Genomic DNA, 22,201 nt, shown 5'->3' with positions numbered 1-22,201 from the left:
TAATTTTCTTTTTCATAGCAATTTTTTTCCCATCCTTGATTTATTGAGGGTGGGTTTTGTTTTTAGAGGGTTTCAATACTTTTTCACCCAAATACATATCTTTGAAAAAATAGTTTAAATGGATGACATCCTTGTTGCCAAAAATGTTTCCAAAACCTACGGAGACTATACGGCACTCGACAATATATCACTCAAAATTCCCAAAAATTGCATCTATGGACTTTTAGGCCCCAACGGGGCAGGGAAAACCACATTTATTCGGATAATTAACCAAATCATTTATCAAGATTCTGGCGAGGTGATTTTTGATGGGAAACCTCTTGCTCCCGAGCATATTTCGCATATTGGATATTTACCTGAGGAAAGGGGACTATACAAAAGCATGAAGGTGGGTGAACAGGCGCTCTACTTGGCTCAGTTGAAAGGGCTTTCCAAAAATGAGTCCAAAAAAAGACTGAAATACTGGTTCGAACGTCTAGATATAGGAGATTGGTGGGGCAAAAAAATTCAGGAACTCTCTAAAGGTATGGCCCAGAAGATACAATTTATTGTTACCATTTTACATGAGCCCAAACTACTGATTTTTGATGAACCATTCAGTGGTTTTGACCCTATAAATGCCAATATTATTAAAGACGAGATTCTCCAGTTAAAAGAAAAGGGAACCTCTATTATCTTTTCTACCCATAGAATGGAATCAGTGGAAGAACTTTGCGAACACATTGCCCTTATCCATAGGTCCGAAAAAATCTTGGATGGTAGATTGTCCGAGATAAAAAAGGCCTACAAAAACAATGTTTTTAACGTTGGGTTACAGATACAACAAGAAGCAGATACTTTTTTAAAGACCTTGGAAGAAAAATTCAGTATTCTATCTTCAAGTTTTGATAGTGATGAGATGCAGTTGAATGTTACCCTGCAATTACCTTCCAATCATACTTCGGATGTTATTGCAGAACTATCCAAAAAGGCCAATATCAATCGTTTTGAGGAAACCATTCCATCCGCTAATGATATTTTTATCCAAACCGTAAATAAAAGGGAGAATGATAAATAAGTTGAGGCTGATTATTAAGCGGGAATATTTGGCCAAGGTCAGAAATAAGTCGTTTATAGTAATGACCATTTTGAGTCCAATACTTATTGTGGGCATGATTGTACTGATAGCGTTTTTGACAGATATCAACGATAGTGAGAAAAGGGTTCTGGCAGTTCTTGACCAAAGTGATTACTTCAAAAAGGAATTTCAGGCAACAAGCAGTACCTCATATGTTCAATTGAACGATATTTCTCTGGAAGCTGCCAAAGACTCGACCATTACAATGGGGTTTTATGGGCTGATTTACATTCCTAAAGGAAAAAACCTGGAACAAGCGACAAATGGAGTTTATCTCTTCACACAGGACAACCCCAATACCCACGTGATAGGAGCAATGGAAAGTATTTTTCAAAAAAGATTACGTCAGGAACGATTGGAAGAACTAGGTGTGTCATCCGAACAATTCTCAGGTATTGAAAAACAATTCGAGATTAACCTCGCAACTTTCGACGGTGAAAAAAGTGTAAAGGGAATTAATGAGATCAAGGCGTTTATTGGCGGAATGTTCGGTTATGCCATTATGATGTTCATTATAATCTATGGCGGCTTTGTGATGCGTAGTGTTATAGAGGAAAAAACCAGTAGGATTATTGAAGTGATTATTGCATCAGTAAAACCTTTTCAGCTAATGCTGGGAAAAATAATAGGGACTTCTTTGGCAGGAATCACCCAATTTGCCATTTGGATAGTTTCAGCTTCCCTCTTGCTTTTTATAGTGGTACTTGTATTTGATATTGACCTTGGCGCAATAGCTGCGGATACAAGCATGGCATCCCCAGCTATGCAAGGAATGCCACAGATTGATGGTGAAATGATGCTTTATGCAAAAGAGATACTGAACATTCCGTGGGTATTGTTAGTGGGCTCCTTTTTGGTGTATTTTATTTTGGGTTATCTGATTTATAGCTCAATTTATGCTGCCATTGGAGCTGCTGTAGATAACGAAACAGATACCCAACAGTTTATCTTTCCAATAATTCTACCTTTAATGTTGGCCATATATATAGGTTTCTTTTCTGTATTTAGTAACCCTCATGGTCCGATTGCCGTTGGGTTTTCACTGTTCCCTTTAACATCACCAATTGTTATGCTCATGAGATTGCCAGGCGGTATTGGTGAAGGAGGCGTACCTTTGTGGCAGTTGTTGCTATCCATTGTACTATTGATCATAACTTTTTGGGGAATTGTTTCTTTAGCAGCCAAAATCTATAGGATTGGAATTTTAATGTATGGTAAGCGGCCTACTTATCGAGAATTGTTTAGGTGGTTAAGGTATTAGAAATCATGCAAGATAATAGCAGTGAAATAAAAGAAATTATCCAAAAAGACATATGGGGTTCTATACAGGATTTCCTCAATTGGGGAATTCATGTTGGCGAGGGGGATAAATCTATTCACCTGACGGTTGGACTGCTAATGCTTCTGACCTTTGCTTTTGTGGTAACCAAATTTCTACTGAAATGGTTGCGATATCTGCTGACCCGAAAAATGGAAACAGAAGACAAACAAAAGTTCACAAGCATCTTCAAGTTTGCCAACTATGTGATCTACTTATTGGTGGTATTGGTGACCTTAAGCGCAGCAGGCATAGATATCACATTGGTAATTACCGCCTCTGCGGCACTTTTTGTCGGCTTGGGATTGGCATTACAAGAGCTTTTCCAAGATATTTTGGCGGGTATTTTCATCATTGTGGACAAATCCTTGCAAGTCGGTGATATTGTTGAGGTGGATAGCAAGGTGGGCAAAGTCTTTGAAATCAAATTAAGGACCACAAGGGCCATCACCAGAGATGATAAGGTCATTATTATTCCCAACCATAAATTTATAAGCGATATAGTCTTTAATTACACCCAAAATCATAAAACCACTAGGGAGAGCGTTAGTGTAGGTGTCGCTTATGGTAGTGATGTTGAACTTGTTACCCAGCTATTGGAACAAGTGGCCGCTGAACAAAAGCGGGTGTTGAAAAATCCAAAGCCATTTGTACTGTTTGACGATTTTGGAGATTCGGCATTGATGTTCTCATTAAATTATTTCACCAACGACATTTTCGGAGACCTTAAGATTAAGAGTCATATCCGATATAACATTAACAGCAAGTTCAAAGAACATGGCATAAGCATTCCGTTCCCACAGCGAGATGTGCATATCATACAGCAAAAAAAGCAATAACATAAAAACCTCTACACTCCATAGCGATTTTACAAAGTTCTTGACTTTCAGTGGATTGATGTTTTCCATGATTATATGCGCCCAGAGCTCAGATGTTTTTAAAATTGACTATTTAAACATTCCTGAAAACGATACCGGTATAAAGACTCAGCGGTATAAGTTCCTATTCAACCTTCCCATCAAACTCAACGAAAAAAAGGACTACTTGGTTACGGGATTAGAGTATAATCGATTCGATATTGGATATTCCCAAGATTTTCCTTTTGATAAAAAAGAGCTGATACGATTTCATGTAGTGGATTTTAACCTTGGTTTCATCACTAAATGGAATCAGAATTGGAACTTGGTTACCATAGTTACCCCTCGTTTGGCCTCAAACTTTACTGAAGGTACCGTTACCGATGATTTTTTCTTTAATGCCACGGCAACATTTTGGAAAGAAAAGGCAGATGCCGATAAACCCTACAGAATTGTACTTGGACTGTCGTACAATAGCACAACCGGACTTCCGGTGCCTTTACCATTGGTGAGCTATTACCGGAGGTTCCATCCAAAGTGGTCATTTACCTTGGGAATCCCACGATCCAACTTCAAACATCACATTACCAAAAAACACACATTCGAAATGGCACTATTCTTGGATGGGTACTTTCTGAACATCCAAGATGATATCGCCTTACCGGATAATCAATTGGGGTCCAAAATTTCGCTTTCTACTTTAGTGGGAGCTGTCGGTTATCAGTACAATATTTCTAAGCGGATGGCTTTATATGGCTATTTTGGGCGCTCTTTTTTACAAGAAGGTAAGTTGAGAAACAATAACAGAGCAGATGTTTTTTTGTTGAATGATGAATCAAATCTTTATATTAGAACTGGGTTCAAGATTGGAATTTTTTAAATAAAAACTATGTCAAAAATATTGGTGATTGAAGACGAATCTGCCATCAGAAGAGTGTTGGTAAAGATTTTGGGAGAAGAAAATGAAGCGTACAAAGTTCATGAGGCCGAAGATGGTCTAAAAGGAATCGAAGCCATAAAGAAGGATGATTTTGACCTAGTGCTATGCGATATTAAAATGCCTAAAATGGATGGTGTTGAGGTGCTTGAAGCCGCTAGAAAGATAAAACCTGAGATACCTTTTATTATGATTTCGGGTCACGGAGATTTGGATACAGCGGTCAATACCATGCGATTAGGGGCCTTTGATTATATTTCGAAACCGCCGGATTTAAACCGTTTATTAACCACGGTTAGAAATGCATTGGACCGAAAAGAGTTGGTGGTCGAAAACAAAATCCTGAAAAAGAAAGTCTCCAAAAACTATGAGATGGTGGGCGAGAGCAAGGAAATTGGTGCAATCAAAGATATGATTGAGAAAGTCGCACCAACGGATGCCCGGGTGTTGATTACTGGCCCTAATGGAACAGGAAAGGAACTTGTTGCCCATTGGCTACATGAAAAAAGCCAGCGTGCCTCCGCTCCGTTTATTGAGGTAAATTGCGCTGCAATTCCTTCAGAACTCATAGAAAGTGAACTTTTTGGCCATGTAAAAGGAGCGTTTACCTCAGCGGTTAAGGATCGTGCAGGAAAGTTTGAAGCAGCGAACAAAGGCACCATCTTTTTGGATGAAATTGGGGATATGAGTCTTTCTGCTCAGGCCAAAGTACTTCGCGCTCTTCAAGAAAACAAGATTTCACGGGTAGGAACCGATAAGGACATTAAAGTAGATGTAAGGGTTTTGGCCGCAACAAATAAAGACCTTAAAAAGGAAATTGCAGATGGGAAGTTTCGCGAAGATTTATACCATCGATTAGCGGTGATTTTAATAAAAGTACCCGCCCTTAACGATAGAAGAAATGATATTCCCATGTTGATTGAGCATTTTTCAAAGAAGATAGCTACGGAACAGGGAACGGCTCAAAAAACATTTTCCAAAAAAGCTATCGAGCTTTTAAAAGGGTATGATTGGACAGGAAATGTACGTGAACTGAGAAATGTTGTGGAACGATTGATCATTCTGGGGAACAAAGAAGTATCCGAGGATGATGTAAAACTATTTGCAAGCAAATAGGCTAATCGTCTTCACATTCCCCAAGGCGTTTTAGGGCATCATGGGCAATGTCTTTCACTCTTTGATGGTATTCCTTTTTGGCCACTGTTAATTCAGTTTTGAGCAAGGTTGACTGTGCATCATTGTGAATACGGGTAATAAAACGGTTTGCCTCTTCACAATCCACCTCTGTCACCACTTTGTCTAAAGAAGTTTCAAAACCCAAAAGACAATTGTGTACTCTTTTTTTCAAATCCCCTTGGGGCAATAGGGTACCTGCCTCATTTTCGGTAACTTCCTCAGTATTCAATACCAATTGATGGCCATATGTGTTAGAAAGTTCTTGCTCAAATACGCGCAGCACTTTAATACCGATTATGGTATTTTCAAGAGCCAAGTGTAGCCATTCCTTCGAGTCGTCAAAAGATTTGGTGGCCGTGGCACTTTTAAGGTGCGACAGCGCTCTTTCCAAGCTTTCAATTGTACCCGAACAGCCACAATCCAAGAAGTTCAATCGTGTTTTTTCAATACCGTTCAATGCTTTGTAAGCGTGGTATTTCGATTTTTCAAAATTTCCGGAAATAATAGCCTTTTGCGTCTGTTCCTTAATAAATTCAAGATTGGAACTGGCATATTCGCAGGCATTTCGGGTAGTGAAAGAAGCCATTAATAACAGGCCTATAATACCTATTACAAAGACTATAAGTAGGATAATCTTCTTTGCTTTCATAACGCTAGATTTGGGACTTTGCGTAATTGATTGTCACTAATTTACGCTCGCTTAACACCGGAGGGCTAAAAAAATCGACAAAAAACCATCTAAAACTATAAAGTGTAAAAAGGATCGGTGAATGGTAGTTTTAAGGCTATGGTTGAAGGAATGACCAAAAAAACCTATATTCAAACCTATGGAAAAAATCAATTTGGAAGAATATAAGGTGAAAAATCTTTCAAAACTGGCAGAAATACCCACTCTGGCAGATTTTGGAGCTTCAGATAAAGAATTGAAAAAGGAATTGGAGGATATCCGTGAAAAATTGGGAAAGTTTCAGGATATATTATATGCTCATGGCAAGTATGGGGTTTTGGTTTGCCTTCAAGGGATGGATACTGCTGGAAAAGACAGTTTGATAAGGGAGGTCTTTAAAGATTTTAACGTTCGCGGCGTGGAAGTACACAGTTTTAAAGTCCCCACCGAGCTCGAAAGAAAACACGATTACCTTTGGAGACATTATATTGCATTACCAGCTAGGGGTAAATTCAGCGTTTTTAACCGAACCCATTATGAAAATGTATTGGTAACAAAGGTACATCCAGAGTACATTTTAGGGGAAAACATTCCGGGAATTGATTCGGTTGAGGATATTGACCAAGAATTCTGGGAAAAACGATATCGCCAAATCAACGATTTTGAAAGACATATTGCTGAAAATGGCACATTGATATTCAAGTTTTTCCTGCATCTTTCCAAAGAAGAACAACGGCAGCGTTTGTTGCGAAGGCTCCGATTAAAAGAAAAAAACTGGAAATTTTCCCCAGGCGACCTCAAGGAACGAAAATTGTGGGATAAGTACCAAATTTGTTATGAAGAGGCCATCAACAAAACCTCCAAAGAGCATGCGCCATGGTTCGTGATTCCGGCGGACAATAAAAAATCGGCAAGGGTCATTGTAGCTTCCATATTGCTCGAAGCGTTAAAAAAGTACAAAGATATTGAGGAACCAGAGCTTGATGATGAAATAAAAAGTAACTTAGAAAACTTTAAAAAAGAACTTGAAAAAGAAACCGAATGAGAACATTCCTACTTTTTACCTTTTTATTGGTATCTGCTCCCATTTTTTCCCAAACTGAAGACGAAAAGCAAATCCGAGCCATATATGATCAGGCGCTTACAGATGGTAAGGCATATGATTGGTTAAATCACCTTTCCAATCAGATTGGGGGAAGGCTTTCAGGTTCCGTCCAAGCCCAACAAGCTATAGATTATACGAAGGGGCAGTTGGATTCCCTTGGTCTGGACAGGGTATGGCTGCAGCCGGTAATGGTACCAAAGTGGGTAAGGGGCACTCCTGAGTTTGCATTTATCGAATCAAAACCTGGTTTGACCACAAATGTTCCTATTTGCGCTCTTGGAGGTTCTGTTGCCACCCCAGATCGTGGCATAAAGGCCAGCGTAATAGAAGTAGAGGGTATTGAAGACCTAGAAAAACTAGGGAGGGAAAAGATCAATGGCAAAATTGTTTTTTACAATAGGCCCATGGACCCTAAGCTGATCAGTACTTTCGCTTCATATTCGGGATGTGTGGACCAGCGCTATTCTGGAGCGGCCGAAGCCGGAAAGTATGGTGCGGCAGGTGTCATTGTGCGTTCCATGACGCTACGTTTGGACGATTATCCGCATACGGGCTCCATGAGCTATGGCGACACCCCAGTTTCTGAAAGAATTCCGGCAGCTGCGATTAGTACCAAAGGTGCCGAGTTGTTGAGTACTACACTAAAATTGAATCCAGATATTAAATTTTACTTTAAACAGAACTGCAAGCAGTTTGATGATGTAGAATCCTATAATGTTATTGGTGAAATAAAGGGTTCCACTTACCCTAACGAAGTCATGGTCGTTGGTGGACACTTGGATTCTTGGGACTTAGGCGATGGTTCTCACGACGATGGCGCAGGTTGCGTGCAGAGCATGGATGTGCTACGCTTGTTAAAAGAAACTGGATACAAGCCCAAACGTACACTTCGCGTGGTATTGTTCATGAATGAGGAAAATGGCTTAAGGGGAGGAAACAAATATGCTGAGGTGGCTCGAAGCAAAAACGAAAAGCACGTGTTTGCATTGGAAAGTGATTCTGGTGGGTTTACACCACGTGGTTTTTCCTTTAATTGTTCCGATGAGAATTTAGCACAGATTCAAAGTTGGAAAGGTCTTTTTGAACCCTATTTGATACATATGTTCGTAAAAGGATATAGTGGTGCAGACATTCGCCCACTACTTGACCAAGACTTGGTCTTGGCAGGTCTACGGCCTGATTCACAACGGTATTTTGACCATCACCATGCGGAGAACGATACTTTTGAGCATGTAAATAAACGAGAACTGGAACTAGGGGCTGCTACCATGGCCAGTTTAGTATACCTGATTGATAAATATGGTACTATTCCATCCAATAAAATAAAGGGATAGGATTTAATCAATACATAGTATTGGGGTTTGAGGACTTTTTGGGAATTTGTTGAATGGCATCCCAATGTTCGCATATTTTTCCATCTTCATCAAATCGAAAGAAATCCATGGTCACGTATTAATCGTTGCCAGGCCAAGTTTGATGGGTGTGAAGTGCTACTAAGTTACCCTTGGCAATACATTGGACAAATTCAATGGACTTATCTGGGTATTCCTGTTGCATTCGTTCAAAATACTATAAAAAACCAATGGTTTTAAGGATAGCATGGAAATTTAGTTTTATTTCATTTGGAATGGATATTTAGGAATTTTGACTTTGATTCAATACAACATCATCCCTAGCCAGAGAAAACCCGTACCTTTGCGGCTTAAAAATTTAAACAAAATAGATACCATGCAAGAAGGAATCTACGCAAAATTCAATACAAACAAAGGGGAGATTTTGGTAAAATTAACCCATGACAAAACTCCGGGTACTGTGGGTAACTTTGTGGCCTTGTCTGAAGGAAATATGGAAAACACTGCAAAGCCTCAAGGAAAACCATATTATGACGGGTTAAAATTCCACAGGGTCATTGCTGATTTTATGATTCAAGGAGGTTGCCCCCAAGGCACGGGAACGGGTGACCCAGGATATAAATTTGATGATGAATTTCATCCTGAATTGACCCATGAGGGGCCAGGTGTGCTTTCGATGGCAAATGCAGGTCCCGGCACAAATGGGAGTCAATTTTTTATTACCCATGTGGCTACTCCTTGGTTGGACAATAAACATACTGTTTTTGGTCATGTAGAACACGGACAAGAAGTAGTGGATGCCATTGCTCAAGGAGATTCCATTGATAGCTTGGAAATCGTAAGGGTGGGGTCAGAAGCTGAAAGCTGGAATGCAATCGAGGCATTTAGGGCTTTTGAAGGTGCCCGTGAAAAAAGAATTGCAGAAGCGAAAGCCAAAGCAGAAGCTGAAATGGAAAAATTGGCTGCTGGTTTTGATAAAACCGATAGTGGACTTCGTTATAAAATGATTCAAGAAGGTGGTGGTATCAAAGCAGAAAAAGGAAAGACGGTTTCGGTACATTATGAAGGGAGTTTGACCAATGGACAGGTTTTTGATTCTTCTTATAGCAGAAATCAACCCATCGACTTTACCTTAGGAGTTGGTCAAGTTATTCCAGGATGGGATGAAGGTATTGGACTATTAAAAGTGGGTGATAAAGCACGTTTTGTAATTCCATCCAATTTGGCATACGGTAGTGCTGGCGCTGGGGGAGTAATTCCACCAGATGCAACGCTAATATTTGATGTGGAATTGATGGATGTAAAATAATACCGTACTCAATCTATAAAAAAGAAAGCCCGCCATAAGCAGGCTTTTTTATTTCGATCTGTTCACACTTACTAATAGTAAGCAGAGATTAAGCGCGAGCAATAAAAGTAAAACTGTAAAAAAGGTGCCCATTGGCGTAGAAGTTTAGTTAGTGTTATTTGTTTGTCACTTTAGTTTAGTAACAATCGAACGGGGAAAAACCCTACTTATTGTATCCAATGCTTACAAATTCATTGAAATACAGATTGTTGGAGTAAATTATTTTTTGGAACTATCAACGCTTAAAAGCAATAGCAATAGATTAATGGCAAGCAAAACAGATAGAATTGCAAAAAAGGTACTCATAGTACAAGTTTATTTAGTGGTTATGGGGGAACACCATTTATAATTCAGAATTAATCAACTCAATTAGCGTCTTAATCCTTAAGAATTGAAAAAATTAATCCTAGGTTCATGAGATAGATTGTAAAAACGTTATTGGTTGCGTAAAAACATTGAGAAAAAATCAACAAAAAAACCTAGGAAAACCCAGGCTCTTGAAAATAGTCGAATTTTTAAATCCGATTAAGTGGTAGGATCGGGCGTTAGACGCAGGTAAGGTTTAATTTCTTCCACTCCTCCAGCAAATATGTCTTTGGCTTCTTCTGTAGGTATGGCAGGACTTACCACAACCTTCTCCCCATGCTCCCAATTCGCAGGAGTGGCAACTTTATGGTGTGCAGTAAGCTGCAATGAATCAACGACACGAAGCAGTTCGTAAAAATTACGTCCAGTAGATGCTGGATAAGTCAATGTCAACTTAACTTTTTTATCTGGTCCAATGATAAAAACAGAACGCACGGTAAGCGTATCGTTAGCATTAGGGTGAATCATATCGTATAGGTTGGAAACCTTTCTATCCTCGTCGGCGATAATAGGGAAGTTGACAACGGTGTCTTGTGTTTCGTTGATGTCTTTTATCCATTCTGCATGGGACGCAACACCATCCACACTCAAGGCAATCATTTTTACATTGCGTTTTTCAAACTCTGCCTTGAACTTGGCAGCAGTGCCCAATTCTGTAGTGCAAACTGGGGTGAAATCGGCAGGATGCGAGAAAAGAATTCCCCATCCGTCTCCCAGGTAGTCATAAAAATTTAGTGCGCCCTGCGAGGTCTCAGCGGTGAAGTCAGGAGCTGTATCTCCCAAACGTATAGCCATAATGTTCTTATTTTGGATTGTTGATATTTTAATTCCTATAAAATTAGTGGATATTTTAAATGGATAATCTTATAGAAGTTAAAAGTCTATTAAACTTTCGTCCATAACAATGACTTTAATCATTAAACGATTGCTTCTCCATTATAAAGTTTGTTATTTTTAAACTATGGATAAAGATACTTTGGAACAACTTCGATACCCGATTGGAACATACCAGATCCCTGCAAACATAACCCAAGAACATTTGGATGAATGGATTGCTGTTTTGGAAAATTTACCTAGACGTTTGGAAACCATGGTAATCCCTCTTTCCGATAAGCAGCTGGAGACTCCATATAGACCAGAAGGTTGGACGGTAAGACAATTGATTCACCATATTTCAGATAGCCATCATCATAGTTACATTCGATTTAAGTGGGCGTTGACCGAAGACAACCCTGTCATAAAACCCTATTTTGAAAAAGAGTGGTCCAAACTGTTCGATGCGCAATCCGCGCCAATCCAAATGTCACTAGATCATCTAAAAGCAGTTCATGCCAAATTGGTGTATTTGCTCAAAGGACTTTCCAACGAAGATTTGCAGCGTAAGTTCATCCATCCGGAGGGGAATGAAGAAACTACCTTGGCAGAAAATATTGGTCGTTACGCTTGGCACGGTAGTCACCATTTTGCCCATATTGAAAATCTAATAAAACGTGAAGGGTGGTGATTTAAAGCTGGGTTGATAAAATCCACATTTCTTTTTCTGATTCCCTTACGTTTGGTAACTCTAACTGTGCTTCTTGTATAACTCTATAGCCATTTTTTATGTAGAAGTTTAAGGCATTCCCTTTTTTCATGGTATAGAGCCAAATTTGATTTTTATGATTTTTCTTCGCCCATTCGGCCACAAAATCCAATGCTATTTTACCAATACCCATTCCGGAATGATTCTTAAGTAGGTATATTTTATTAAGCAAGACATTGTTTTTTGATAGAAAGTCATACTTGCTACTATCGACGGTTATTTTTAAGATTCCGACCGCAGTTTCATTGGCTCTGACAATAAATAATTTTTGATTTGGGTCCGCAAGAGCTTTTTTTACAGCGGAAGTGGTTAAATTCTCATTTAAAAATGAAGAAGCGTCCTCGTTGACCCATAAATGCAAATAATGTTCTTTGTAAGATGTTGTGCCCACGGAGATATAAGTATCCATAGTCTTTAGGGTAACCGCTTCAAAAGAGATGGACATAATTGAAGAAACTATTTGTTTTCACCTCCTTCAGGGCCATAAAACAACACCCATGTTGAAAAATCATTGGTGAAATTTTCGAAGCGATGCTCAACTCCTGCAGGCACAAAAAGGAAATCTCCTGGCCCAAAATCAGTTCGTATTCCCCCATTTACAAATTCTCCTGTTCCCGAAATCACAACATACACCTCGTCTCTAGTGTGTGGTTGCTGAAGGTCGACTTTTTCTGGTTTGTAGACCTCCACGGAAAGTGTCCCATGTTCAAAAAGGGTAAGAAAAGGGGAATTGCCTTCGGCCAATTTTTTTAATGCTTCCTGCGGGTTGATTTTCATAATGTTGTTATTTGATGTGAAACTCGATATGTTTTACACTACATTCCAGTAATTACTGTAAAATCGAGATGTATTTTGTCCAAGGACCGGCTTCATCCTTGTAATTCTTGGCTAATACCCGGGTTATCTGACTTATATGCCCCAAATCATGAGTAACCCAAGTAGCGAGCAGTTGTTTAAGGGTGACTGGTCCAAATTCTGGGTGAATACCTTGCTTTTTTAAGTCCTCATCGACCAGGTTCAGGGCTTTTAATTTTTGAATATTCTCCCGTCTCAACATACTGAATTCGTTTAAAAGTTGCTCGAGGGTCTTGCCTGTACTGTTTTTGAATTGTGCAAATCGGTCAAAAGGTTCGAAGATTTTGTTTTTTCCGTCATCCAGTATGATTTCGGTTCTTGAAATCCAGTCTGTTTTTTCACCATGAATCAAATGACCCACAATGTCATATGGACTCCAAGTATCTCCGCCCTCATTAGTATGAAGCCATGCTTTAGGTAAACCCTTGAGTAAACTCTCAATTACAGAGGGCGTCTTCTCGAGTATTTGAATGCTTTCCGTAAGACTAAATTCCATGGGAATCTTCTAGGGTTATTTTTCAATCCATTTTATATTACAACCAATACTTGGTTTTTGGTTTTTACTTATTTCTTCACCTTTTAGAAGAGCGTCTATAGCATTGCGAAGATCAGAACCAGTGAGTGGGATTCCATTCCCAGGCCTTGAATCGTCTAATTGACCTCGGTAAACGAGTTTAAGGTCAGCGTCAAAAAGGTAGAAATCCGGGGTGCAGGCTGCATCATATGCTTGTGCCACCTCTTGCATTTCGTCATATAGATAAGGGAATGGGTAGCCTTCTTCCAAAGCTTTTTGTTTCATTAAATGTGGGGCATCTTGGGGGTAATTGACAATATCATTGCTCGAAATGGCAATAAAACCAATATCCATGGATTGGTAATCTCTTGCCAATTTGGTAATCTCAGGATTAACATGGATTACAAAAGGGCAATGGTTACAGATGAACATGATTACTGTGCCCTTTTTGCCTTTTATGTTCTCAAGGGAAAGTATTTCATCGGTTACCGTATCCGAAAGCTTAAAATCGGGAGCGCTTGTGCCCAAAGGGAGCATATTGCTTGGAGTTCTGGCCATTTTTTTTGATTTAAAGTTAAACCATTCGTCGTTTTTTTGTTGGGTTGATACGAATTTTACTGATTTTGATTGAGTGCCCAGCTTCATACCTTCAACCTGTACCTTTGACTTTCTTCTACATCATTTCTCCAAAGAAAATAGCATTCATCAAAAGTTTGTTGGTCCCATACCAAAAAGCCCTAAAATTGGTGTTGTCGGTAAATAGAATTACTTTTCCTTTGCCCAAACTGTTTACTTTAAAAGGAACACTGTTTTTTAAAAGTTCGGCATTTTCTTCTGAAATATAACCACTTAATAGTGGATTATTGGTGTACTGAATTGGGTTGTCGTAACTGTTTTTTTCGGGTTCTAAATAAATATTGGTGTTTCTAAAAAGGGCCAACTTGTTGTTCTTATACCCATAGTTGATTGGATGGGAGCGGTCCAAATCAGCTTCAAAAATGGCACCTCCGGTAACTTGAGCGCCTTTAAATTTGCTCTTTTGGTCAAATGCAACATTCTTTGCTTCAAGGGTGTCAACTTTTAGTTCCAAGGGCATTAGCTTGGATTTTTTAAACCATTTGGCAACGGTTCGATACCCAATCAAAGTACCTCCATTTTTTACCCAACTCTTGATTTTATCAGTTCCTTTTTTGTCCAAAATGGTGCTGTTCCACCCACTGGGCACTATTATGTCGGTATATTTGTCCAAATCCACTGAATCAAAATATGCGATGTCCAATTTGGTGATTTTAATGTCGTAGCGAGTGTCGAACAAGTGCCAAATTTCTCCAGCATCATAAGAACGGATACCGTCTCCCACTAAAATGGCTACTTTTTGTTTTTTGATAGGGTCAAAATCATTGCTTCCCAAATCAATGCCTTGAGTCAATCCCGTAGAAACAGCCGTAATTTGAATTTGACTTTCTTTGGCAACCTGTTGAAGAAAGTTGTAAAGTTTTTGTGAATCCAAGTCTTGATTTTGAACAGGAATCATTATGGTTCCATAATCATAATGCTTTCCTTCTAAAGTAAAAGGAGATTTTGCTACTTTGGCCCTCAGACCCTTTGCCAAAATTTTGTTCAATGCTTTTGGGGTGTAGTATTCGTTCCATTCAAAAAGATAGGCATAGTTACTTTTTTTATTAGCAGAACCTTGTGGAGCTTTGAAATCTGTCACTTCCATTCCTGCATTCGACATGCTAGTTAAATTGGCGTAATCTAAATTGAACGCCAATGGGAAAGTCCAAGCTGAAACATCGTAAAAGAGGCTGTCCTTGAAGGTTGTTCTTTTTTCGAATATCGTATTGATCAAACTCGGATTTTTTTGATTGAGAGGCACGATGTACGCAAATCCTTTTTTAAAGTTTTTTCCATCTATCGTGGCGTCAGAGGACAGTTCATAGAATTTTATTTTATGCCTGCTCAAGATTTCGGCCAAATGCCATGTTTTTGAAGCATCTTTGCTATCACCGAAAACGATGCCTTTTGATTTATTCCGAGCGGCCTGCGCACGCATATCGTCATAGAATTTCTTCTGATATTCCAAAATCTTTACGCGCATATGTTTGGCAGCTTCAACCGTGGACAAAGCAGTGGTAAATTGATTTCGAATGGTAAAGGGAAATGTCAGTATACCATTTTCACTTTCCTGAATGTGTCCTCTTGAACTTCCTTGTTCAAAAAGAATACCGATGCTTCCATTAACATCAGGGAATGTAGACCCTTTTCCGTAGTAATAGTCATCAAAATTTTCTTCGGAATAATAAAGCGATCCTATTTTGTCCAAAGCTTTGGCATGATAGGTGGCAATTTCACGAGTCAGTTCTTGATTGATTTTCGGAGTAAGCGGATTGACTCTTGATGGTTCTCCAGGTTGAAAGAAAAAGGTGGAATTGGTACCCATTTCGTGGTGGTCCGTAAGAATGTTCGGTAACCATTTATGGAATGTTTTGATTCTTGCCCGACTTTCCGGAAGCTGAACTGGAAGCCAGTCACGGTTCATGTCAAACCAGTAATGATTGGTTCGTCCTCCGGGCCAGACCTCATGATACTCGCGTTCATTTGAATCAGGATTAAGGTTTTGACTTTTATTGGTGTTGGCCCAATAAGCAAATCGCTGTAATCCATCTGGGTTAAAACTTGGATCCAAAAGAATAATCATATTTTCCAACATGTCTTCAATTTCAGGGCCTTGGGCCGCTGCCAAGTAGTAGGCATATGCCAAAGATGCATTTGAGCCACTGGCTTCGTTGCCATGAATGGAAAACCCTTGGTAAACCACAATGGGCATTTCTGAAATATTTGTAGAATTGTTCCCTTCGGAAAGGGCGATATGCTGTTGCCGAATGGATTCGATATTTTGATGGTTTTTAGGTGTTGTGATGGTAAGTAGGAGAAGTGGCCTTCCTTCAAAAGTTTTTCCTCGATCTTCCAGCGTAACCCTATCACTAGAAGCAGCAAGTTGCTGCATATAAAAGACTAGCTTATCATGTGTTACGTGCCATTCGCCGACTTCATGACCAAGCACTTCTGACGGTTTCGGAATATTCGGATTATAGGTGACATCTTCTGGTAAATAATAGTCTAGGGTGACATTTTGTGCGGAAAGGTTTATACCTAACAGGGTAAACAGCACAAGGCTGATTTGTTTCATCTGATGCTTTTTTGAATTAGTCTAGGCTAAAAATAAAAAACGACCTGCGCATTGCAGGCCGTTTTTATCATTTTTTTAATGAATTGAGCGTTAAATATCGTCAAAATCCACGTCTGTGAAATTTTCAGGTGCCGTGCCATTTTCACTAGCATTGTTTTCTTCCTCTTTTTTGAAATCTTTTTGATGACGTTCAGAAATGACCTCCAATCCTTTCTCATCAATAATATAGTCCATCATTTCTTCCATGATGTTTTTGAAGGATTCAAAATCTTCCTTATACAGATAGATTTTATGTTTTTTGTAATGGAAAGAACCATCATCGTGAGTGAATTTCTTACTTTCTGTGATGGTCAAATAATAATCACCGGCCTTTGTGCTTCTAACATCAAAAAAGTAGGTTCTTCTTCCGGCTCTTAAGACTTTGGAGTAAATCTCTTCTTGATCCATGATATCTTTCTCGCTCATATGGTCTAGTGTATCTGTTTAGTGCAATGTTGTATAATTCTACCAAAAATGTAAAAAAAATGCTAATCCAGCAACTTTTTTCTTATTCTTTCTCAGAGAGTTGGTTCAGATAAAGTTCTTTATAGTACCCTTCAATATTGTTCAGTTGCTCATGGGAGCCTTCTTGTATTATCTTACCGTTTTCCAACACAATTATCTTGTCGGCATTCTTAGCCGAGGAAACTCTATGGCTCACGATTAGGGTAGTTCGGTTTTCGGAAACCTGTTTGAGATTGTTCAATATTTCTTCTTCCGTTTCGGTGTCAACAGCAGATAAACAATCATCAAAAAGATATATTCTAGGGTTTTTGAGCAGCGCTCTGGCAATAGAAACACGTTGCTTTTGACCTCCACTTAATGTAATGCCCCTTTCACCGAGAATGGTATCGTACTTTTTGGAAAACCCATCAATGTTTTCATGAACCACGGCTTTTTTGGCAACCGATGTAATCTCCTCAAAACTGGCATTTTCATTTCCGAAACGAATGTTATTCTCAATGGTGTCCGAAAACAGAAATGCATCTTGCGGCACTGCTCCAATAGAGCTTCGAAGGCTGTTCAAGTTTAATTTTTGAAGCGGTGTTCCATCAATCAAAATTTCACCAGAAGTAACATCATAAAGTCTTGCAACCAAATCTAGAATTGTTGACTTTCCTGAGCCGGTCTTTCCTAAAAAAGCAACTGTTTCCCCAGCTTTTATTTGGAATGAAATGTTTTTAAGTGCTGTAATGTTGGTGTCATCATAGGTAAAGGTCACATTCTTGAATTCGATATTTCCATTGATCGGAGTGGTTTGGATTACCTCGTTTTTAATGGCAGGTTCTTCCTTCAGAAATTCGTTGATTCGTTTCTGTGAAGCTTCGGCCCTTTGAATGATTGAAGTAAGCCATCCTACAATGGCAACTGGCCATGTCAGCATATTTACGTACAGGATAAACTCCGCAATAACCCCAATAGAGTCGATTTTACCATCAATATATTGTTTGCCTCCGATGTAGATGACAAAAATGTTGCTGATACCAATCAAAAGAATCATTAAAGGAAAGAACCAAGCGTTGACCTTGGCAAGGTTCATACTAGTGTTTTTTCCCTCTTCCGCCAAATCTTCCAATTCGGTATTTATTTGTGGTTCTAGGGTGTATGCCTTGATTACGGCAACCCCCGAGAATGATTCCTGGGTAAAGGTGGACAAGGATGATAAGAACTCTTGAACTTTTGTGCTACGCTTGTGAATGATCTTGCTTATTTGGTAGATAAGAACCGAAAGAATAGGTAAAGGAATCAATGTATAAGCCGCTAGGGTAGGGGCCTTAATGAACATCAAAGGTATAATACAGACAAAAGTGGTCAATGTATTCATTCCATACATAATGGCTGGTCCCACATACATTCGAACCTGGTTGATATCCTCGCTTATTCGGTTCATTAGGTCACCTATCCTATTTTTTTTATAGAAGGCAAGGTGTAAGCGCTGATAATGGTCGAAAACTTCATTCTTTAAATCAAACTCAATATAGCGAGATACATTGATAATGGTCTGTCTCATTAAAAATGTGAACAGAGCAGAAAGCAATGCAGCTCCAACAATGATCAAGATATATTCAAACAATTGTTCTTTGGCAACTTCGTTTGAAATGATATCACCTAACGCGTCCTCAGCAGTTTTAATCGATTTACTGACATAAGAGGGCATAACCAATGAAAAAACCCGGGCAATAACGGTTATTACTACTCCCAAAAGCAGCTTGAGCCAGTATTTTTTGAAGTATTTGTTAAGGTGTTTTAGTTCCTTCATTGGAAGAAAGGGCAGGTTTTAGGAGTGGTTTTGTATGACAATTCAGCAAATATATGCCATCGACCACAAAGTAAATGTTATAAAACTGATAAGAAAACAACTTTGGTAGGTAGGATTCAAATATAAGATTACTTTTGCGCTGTGAAAGCCAATCATTGACTTTAAAAGTTCTTTAAAAATGCTTACCAGAAGGCATATCAGAGTAAAAGTAATGCAATGCATATACGCATTGGTACAGTCCAAGGATGATTCTTTGGAGAAACAGCAAAAGTTTCTAAAAGTCAGTATAGAGAATATGTATGTGCTCTATCTGCTAATACTTAGCTTGTTGTCCGAATTGCACCAGTTAGCCGAAAAACATGTTAAACATGCTTCAAAAAAATATCTAGTTTCGGACGAGGACAATTTTCCCGATTCAAAAAAATTCGTGAACAATCGGCTATTGGTTCAGATTTCAGGTAACAAGACACTTCAAAATGAGTTGTCAAAAAGAAAACTGAACAACTGGTACTTGAATGAGGAATACATCAAAATCATTCATAAAGAAATGGTGGCAAGTGATGCGTATAAGCATTATATGTCCAGCGGTCCAAGCGGGTATGAAGAGGACAAGGAGTTGGTCCTTCAGCTGTTCAAGGACATAATTGCCCCTAACGAAAAGATTTATGAATATTTTGAGGATGATAAACTTACTTGGGTAGATGATATTCCTATTGTGAACACGTATTTGGTGAAGCGTTTGGGAAAGGCCAAACCCACTTCTGGTGAAAGCTTTTTTCTGCCAGCCTTGTTAAAGGATCAACAAGACATGGAATATGCCAATCAGTTGTTGACCAAAACCTTGCTGAACGACTCGCAGTGGGAAAAGGAAATCGAGGGTAAAACACCTAATTGGGATAATGATCGTATTGCAGAAATAGATTCCATTATTCTAAAAATGGCAATCTGTGAATTGTTGAATTTTCCATCAATTCCGGAAAAGGTCACCTTGAACGAGTATCTGGAAATCGCCAAAGAATATTCAACCCCAAAAAGCAGCATTTTTATCAATGGTGTCTTGGATAAATTGGCAAAAGAATATAAATCAACCGGAAGGTTGCAAAAAATGGGAAGGGGACTTCTGTAAGCAATATTTCTTTATTTTTGGAAAAATTAAATTTTATCATGAAGAGAATAACAACAATTTTAAGTTTGATTATGGCAGTGGCGCTAGTCGGCGTTTCCTGCAAGGACAAAGCCTCGAACAAAATAGTTGCAGACAATGTTGAAAGTGCTACGGATAGGGACGAAGCCCAAAAGAAACTTCCTGTTATGAGCTTTGAAAAATCAGAGCACGATTTCGGCACAATAACCCAAGGTACACCTCAGGAGACCGTATTTAAGTTTACCAATACCGGTAACGCTCCTTTGATTATCACTGACGCCAAAAGTAGCTGTGGTTGTACAGTGCCAGATTACCCCAAAAACACCCCGATTGCTCCAGGAGAATCAGGTGAACTTGTGGTAAAATTCAATGGTACCGGCCAAAATCAGGTAACTAAAACGGTAACGGTAACAGCCAATACGGAGAAGGGTGCCGAATTATTGAGAATCAAAGCTTTTGTTAATCCAAAAGACGCAGCACAGGCTGGTCCTGTTAAATAAGAGTTAAAGTTTAGATGGAAAACCTAGGACAGTTTTTTCCACTGATATTGATATTTGTGGTAGCATATTTTTTTATGATTCGCCCGCAGATCAAACGTCAGAAGGATGAAAAAAAATTTACTTCGGAGCTCAAAAAAGGTGATAAGGTTATCACCAAAAGCGGACTTCATGGAAAAATAGTGGAATTGAACGATAAAGACTTTTCATGTGTCATTGAAACCATGGCTGGTCGCTTAAAATTTGACCGTTCAGCCATTTCCATGGAAATGAGCAAAAAGTTGGCCGCTCCGGCAAAAAAATAATAACAAGATTCTTTCTTGGATAAAAAAGCACCCAGCCGGGTGCTTTTTTTGTTTCGAAATAAATGGTAAAAAAGTGATAACTTGTTAAATATCAATTTGTACCATGGAAAATAGAAGAAACTTCATCAAAAAGAATGCCTTGTTCATGGGTGGAATGGCTGCATCAACATTGTTTCCTTTGGAACTTTTGGCTGCTGTTCGAAAACCAATAAGCGCCAATGACAGAATCAATGTAGGCCTTATAGGATGCAAAGGAATGGGCTTCTCCAACCTTACATCTATACTCAAAATTCCTGAGATCAATGTTTTGGGATTGTGCGATGTGGATGAAAGTGTGCTTGACCAGCGTGTTGCAGATTTGGAAAAAGCAGACATAAAAAAACCAAAACGCTATAACGATTACCGAAAACTTCTGGAAAACAAGGATATTGATGTTGTAATTGTGGGCACTCCTGATCATTGGCACTGCCTTCAATTGATTGATGCTATTGAAGCGGGTAAGGATGTATACTGCGAAAAACCTATTGCTAATTCCATTGAAGAATGCGATTTGATGCTGAACAAGGTCAATACTAATAACCAAATGGTTCAAATTGGGCAATGGCAACGCAGCCAACCTCATTTTGTAGATGCTATTAACTATGTACATTCTGGCAAGTTGGGTAAAATACGTATGGCAAAAGCTTGGGCATTTCAAGGTTGGATGAAGCCTGTCCCCGTTGTTCCAGATGTTCCCATACCGGAAGGGGTAGATTATAAAATGTGGTTGGGACCGGCTCCTGAACGACCTTTCAACAATAATAGGTTCCATTTTAATTTTAGATGGTTTTGGGATTATGCGGGGGGATTGATGACCGATTGGGGCGTGCACTTGGTTGATTACGCCCTGTATGGAATGAAAGCTTCAACGCCCAGGTCAGTTATGGCATTAGGTGGAAAATTTGCTTACCCTAATGATGCATCAGAAACTCCGGATACTTTACAAACGGTATACGAATTCGATGATTTTTCACTGCTGTGGGAGCACGCTACGGGTATTGACGGAGGCAACTATGGACGAAACCACGGGATTGCTTTTATAGGAAACAATGGTACCTTGGTTTTGGATAGAGGAGGCTGGGAAGTAATCCCTGAGAACAATAGAGACCCCAAAATTGAAGCTATCCCAGTTCAGCCTCGTTCGGGAAATGGATTGGACTTACATATGATAAACTTTGTTGAGGCAGTCAAGAATAGGGATAAGTCCTTACTAAGAGCTCCGATAAAGGTAGGATACGATGCGGCCAAAGTATGCCATATGGGTAATATCGCCTTTAAAACTGGTGAACGATTGTTTTGGGATGAGCAGAAAGCAAGTTTTAATAACAACGAAGCAGATAAGCTTTTAAAAGCTAGCTACCACAATGGATGGGAGTTGCCGACCATGAGTTAACCAAAGTTTTATTTGTACTAGCCACTACTTAACCTGACAGTTGTGGTTAATCTGACACTTGAAAAGAACCTTTAAGCTCATTGTATTCGATGAGCTTTTCTTTTGCTAAAAGTATGGAATCCTCAAAAGTCTGCAAA

At 39.1% G+C, this 22,201-nt stretch carries 22 protein-coding genes and 1 pseudogene; 13 read left to right on the top strand and 10 right to left on the bottom strand.

The window, feature by feature from the left end:
• The first annotated feature begins 118 nt into the window (after window positions 1–118).
• From E4661_RS15730 to E4661_RS15710, 5 genes are read left to right on the top strand one after another with little or no spacing between them, the layout of a single operon-like run.
• Complete coding sequence (locus tag E4661_RS15730) at window positions 119–1,057, top strand: ABC transporter ATP-binding protein (RefSeq protein ID WP_136468417.1); 939 nt, start codon at window positions 119–121, stop codon at window positions 1,055–1,057.
• A complete protein-coding gene (locus tag E4661_RS15725; RefSeq protein ID WP_136468470.1) occupies window positions 1,050–2,378 on the top strand; it encodes an ABC transporter permease in 1,329 nt (442 codons plus the stop codon). The genes E4661_RS15730 and E4661_RS15725 overlap by 8 nt, the downstream gene beginning before the upstream one ends.
• A gap of 5 nt (window positions 2,379–2,383) precedes the next feature.
• Window positions 2,384–3,274 carry a mechanosensitive ion channel family protein gene (locus E4661_RS15720; RefSeq protein WP_136468471.1) on the top strand — a complete coding sequence of 297 codons (891 nt, stop codon included), beginning with the start codon at window positions 2,384–2,386 and terminating at the stop codon, window positions 3,272–3,274.
• Complete coding sequence (locus E4661_RS15715) at window positions 3,243–4,172, top strand: DUF6268 family outer membrane beta-barrel protein (protein WP_240751499.1); 930 nt, start codon at window positions 3,243–3,245, stop codon at window positions 4,170–4,172. Before E4661_RS15720 ends, E4661_RS15715 begins: the two co-directional genes overlap by 32 nt.
• 9 nt (window positions 4,173–4,181) lie before the next feature.
• Window positions 4,182–5,345, top strand: coding sequence for a sigma-54-dependent transcriptional regulator (locus E4661_RS15710; RefSeq protein ID WP_136468416.1), 1,164 nt, complete (start codon window positions 4,182–4,184; stop codon window positions 5,343–5,345).
• A 1-nt stretch (window position 5,346) separates the two neighbouring features.
• On the opposite strand, the gene E4661_RS15705 is transcribed toward E4661_RS15710, so the two are convergent.
• Window positions 5,347–6,054, bottom strand: coding sequence for a hypothetical protein (locus E4661_RS15705; protein ID WP_136468415.1), 708 nt, complete (start codon window positions 6,052–6,054; stop codon window positions 5,347–5,349).
• Between the two features lie 178 nt (window positions 6,055–6,232).
• Here E4661_RS15705 and E4661_RS15700 point away from each other — a divergent pair, with 178 nt between their 5' ends.
• Both E4661_RS15700 and E4661_RS15695 read left to right on the top strand, forming a co-directional pair.
• On the top strand, window positions 6,233–7,117 hold the full coding sequence (locus E4661_RS15700) for a PPK2 family polyphosphate kinase (RefSeq protein ID WP_136468414.1): 885 nt from the start codon (window positions 6,233–6,235) through the stop codon (window positions 7,115–7,117).
• Window positions 7,114–8,511, top strand: a complete 1,398-nt coding sequence (locus E4661_RS15695) for a M20/M25/M40 family metallo-hydrolase (protein ID WP_136468413.1) — start codon at window positions 7,114–7,116, stop codon at window positions 8,509–8,511. The genes E4661_RS15700 and E4661_RS15695 overlap by 4 nt, the downstream gene beginning before the upstream one ends.
• A 7-nt stretch (window positions 8,512–8,518) precedes the next feature.
• Here E4661_RS15695 and E4661_RS19470 read toward each other — a convergent pair.
• A pseudogene (locus E4661_RS19470) lies at window positions 8,519–8,746 on the bottom strand (nuclear transport factor 2 family protein); the annotation flags it as partial.
• 159 nt (window positions 8,747–8,905) lie between these two features.
• On the opposite strand from E4661_RS19470, the gene E4661_RS15685 reads away from it, so the two are divergent.
• The gene (locus E4661_RS15685) at window positions 8,906–9,838 is read left to right on the top strand and encodes a peptidylprolyl isomerase (RefSeq protein WP_136468412.1); all 933 of its coding nucleotides are present in this window, start codon (window positions 8,906–8,908) and stop codon (window positions 9,836–9,838) included.
• Between the two features lie 564 nt (window positions 9,839–10,402).
• On the opposite strand, the gene E4661_RS15680 is transcribed toward E4661_RS15685, so the two are convergent.
• On the bottom strand, window positions 10,403–11,041 hold the full coding sequence (locus E4661_RS15680) for a peroxiredoxin (protein WP_136468411.1): 639 nt from the start codon (window positions 11,039–11,041) through the stop codon (window positions 10,403–10,405).
• Between the two features lie 163 nt (window positions 11,042–11,204).
• On the opposite strand from E4661_RS15680, the gene E4661_RS15675 reads away from it, so the two are divergent.
• Complete coding sequence (locus E4661_RS15675) at window positions 11,205–11,747, top strand: YfiT family bacillithiol transferase (protein ID WP_136468410.1); 543 nt, start codon at window positions 11,205–11,207, stop codon at window positions 11,745–11,747.
• A gap of 1 nt (window position 11,748) precedes the next feature.
• On the opposite strand, the gene E4661_RS15670 is transcribed toward E4661_RS15675, so the two are convergent.
• The 7 genes from E4661_RS15670 to E4661_RS15640 all read right to left on the bottom strand — a co-directional run bounded on the left by E4661_RS15670 (window position 11,749) and on the right by E4661_RS15640 (window position 18,686).
• Entirely contained in the window at window positions 11,749–12,270 is a 522-nt protein-coding gene (locus E4661_RS15670; protein ID WP_136468409.1) for a GNAT family N-acetyltransferase, read from the bottom strand.
• Window positions 12,271–12,281: 11 nt separating this feature from the next.
• Window positions 12,282–12,602 (bottom strand): cupin domain-containing protein, encoded by a 321-nt coding sequence (locus tag E4661_RS15665; RefSeq protein ID WP_136468408.1) that lies wholly within the window; start codon window positions 12,600–12,602, stop codon window positions 12,282–12,284.
• A 52-nt stretch (window positions 12,603–12,654) separates the two neighbouring features.
• Complete coding sequence (locus E4661_RS15660) at window positions 12,655–13,176, bottom strand: DinB family protein (protein ID WP_136468407.1); 522 nt, start codon at window positions 13,174–13,176, stop codon at window positions 12,655–12,657.
• Window positions 13,177–13,191: 15 nt separating this feature from the next.
• Window positions 13,192–13,752, bottom strand: a complete 561-nt coding sequence (locus E4661_RS15655; RefSeq protein ID WP_136468406.1) for a thioredoxin family protein — start codon at window positions 13,750–13,752, stop codon at window positions 13,192–13,194.
• A gap of 115 nt (window positions 13,753–13,867) precedes the next feature.
• Window positions 13,868–16,387, bottom strand: coding sequence for a M14 family metallopeptidase (locus E4661_RS15650; protein ID WP_136468405.1), 2,520 nt, complete (start codon window positions 16,385–16,387; stop codon window positions 13,868–13,870).
• A gap of 90 nt (window positions 16,388–16,477) precedes the next feature.
• Complete coding sequence (locus E4661_RS15645; protein ID WP_136468404.1) at window positions 16,478–16,852, bottom strand: PUR family DNA/RNA-binding protein; 375 nt, start codon at window positions 16,850–16,852, stop codon at window positions 16,478–16,480.
• A gap of 82 nt (window positions 16,853–16,934) precedes the next feature.
• Window positions 16,935–18,686, bottom strand: coding sequence for an ABC transporter ATP-binding protein (locus E4661_RS15640; protein ID WP_136468403.1), 1,752 nt, complete (start codon window positions 18,684–18,686; stop codon window positions 16,935–16,937).
• 178 nt (window positions 18,687–18,864) lie between these two features.
• Between E4661_RS15640 and nusB the strand changes: the two genes are divergently transcribed.
• The 4 genes from nusB (at window position 18,865) to E4661_RS15620 (ending at window position 22,064) form a co-directional block, all read left to right on the top strand.
• The gene (gene nusB / locus E4661_RS15635) at window positions 18,865–19,812 is read left to right on the top strand and encodes a transcription antitermination factor NusB (RefSeq protein WP_136468402.1); all 948 of its coding nucleotides are present in this window, start codon (window positions 18,865–18,867) and stop codon (window positions 19,810–19,812) included.
• A 38-nt stretch (window positions 19,813–19,850) separates the two neighbouring features.
• Entirely contained in the window at window positions 19,851–20,330 is a 480-nt protein-coding gene (locus tag E4661_RS15630; protein WP_136468401.1) for a DUF1573 domain-containing protein, read from the top strand.
• Window positions 20,331–20,344: 14 nt separating this feature from the next.
• Window positions 20,345–20,632: a preprotein translocase subunit YajC gene (gene yajC, locus E4661_RS15625; protein WP_136468400.1), complete on the top strand. Its 288-nt coding sequence runs from the start codon at window positions 20,345–20,347 to the stop codon at window positions 20,630–20,632.
• 103 nt (window positions 20,633–20,735) lie between these two features.
• The gene (locus E4661_RS15620) at window positions 20,736–22,064 is read left to right on the top strand and encodes a Gfo/Idh/MocA family protein (RefSeq protein WP_136468399.1); all 1,329 of its coding nucleotides are present in this window, start codon (window positions 20,736–20,738) and stop codon (window positions 22,062–22,064) included.
• Window positions 22,065–22,201 lie beyond the last annotated feature (137 nt).

It is taken from the genome of Flagellimonas onchidii, from assembly GCF_004804315.1.
Lineage (GTDB): Bacteria > Bacteroidota > Bacteroidia > Flavobacteriales > Flavobacteriaceae > Flagellimonas > Flagellimonas onchidii.
The sequence above is the reverse complement of the archived record's forward strand: the minus strand, read 5'-3'. Positions and strand labels throughout refer to the sequence as shown.